Below are 755 nucleotides of genomic sequence, written 5' to 3'. Positions count from 1 at the left end.
GCCTGAAGTTAAGCGCCTGAAGTCGCTTGAGGAAGAGAACGCCAGACTCAAGAAGCTGCTTGCCGAAGCCATGCTGGATAAAGAGGCGCTTCAGGTGGCTCTTGGGCGAAAGTACTGACGACAGACCAGAAGCGGGAAGCCGTGATGTTGATGTGTGATGCGACCGGTCTGTCGCAACGTCGTGCCTGCAGGCTTACAGGTTTATCCCTGTCGACCTGCCGCTATGAGGCTCACCGTCCGGCTGCTGATGCGCATTTATCAGGGCGCATCACTGAGCTGGCACTGGAGCGCAGGCGTTTTGGCTACCGTCGTATTTGGCAGTTGCTGCGCCGTGAAGGGCTTCATGTTAATCATAAGCGCGTGTACCGGCTTTATCACCTCAGTGGCCTGGGCGTAAAACGCAGAAGACGTCGTAAAGGGCTGGCAACAGAACGTCTGCCGCTGCTCCGTCCGGCGGCGCCCAATCTGACCTGGTCGATGGATTTCGTCATGGACGCACTTTCCACCGGTCGCAGGATCAAGTGTCTTACCTGCGTCGATGATTTCACAAAGGAATGCCTGACGGTCACTGTTGCCTTTGGGATTTCAGGCGTTCAGGTCACGCGTATTCTGGACAGCATTGCACTGTTTCGAGGCTATCCGGCGACGATAAGAACTGACCAGGGGCCGGAGTTCACTTGCCGTGCACTGGATCAATGGGCCTTTGAGCATGGTGTTGAGTTGCGCTTAATCCAGCCGGGCAAGCCAACGCAGAA

The 755-nt window shown here is 56.3% G+C and carries 1 pseudogene; it reads left to right on the top strand.

The window, feature by feature from the left end:
- Nucleotides 1-755: pseudogene (locus KCR01S_RS23615) on the top strand (IS3-like element ISSen4 family transposase); the annotation flags it as partial.

The sequence above is a fragment of the Kluyvera cryocrescens NBRC 102467 genome, from assembly GCF_001571285.1.
In the GTDB taxonomy this organism is placed as follows: domain Bacteria; phylum Pseudomonadota; class Gammaproteobacteria; order Enterobacterales; family Enterobacteriaceae; genus Kluyvera; species Kluyvera cryocrescens.
Note: the sequence above shows the minus strand (reverse complement) of the source record. Positions and strands in the feature narration are given on the sequence as shown.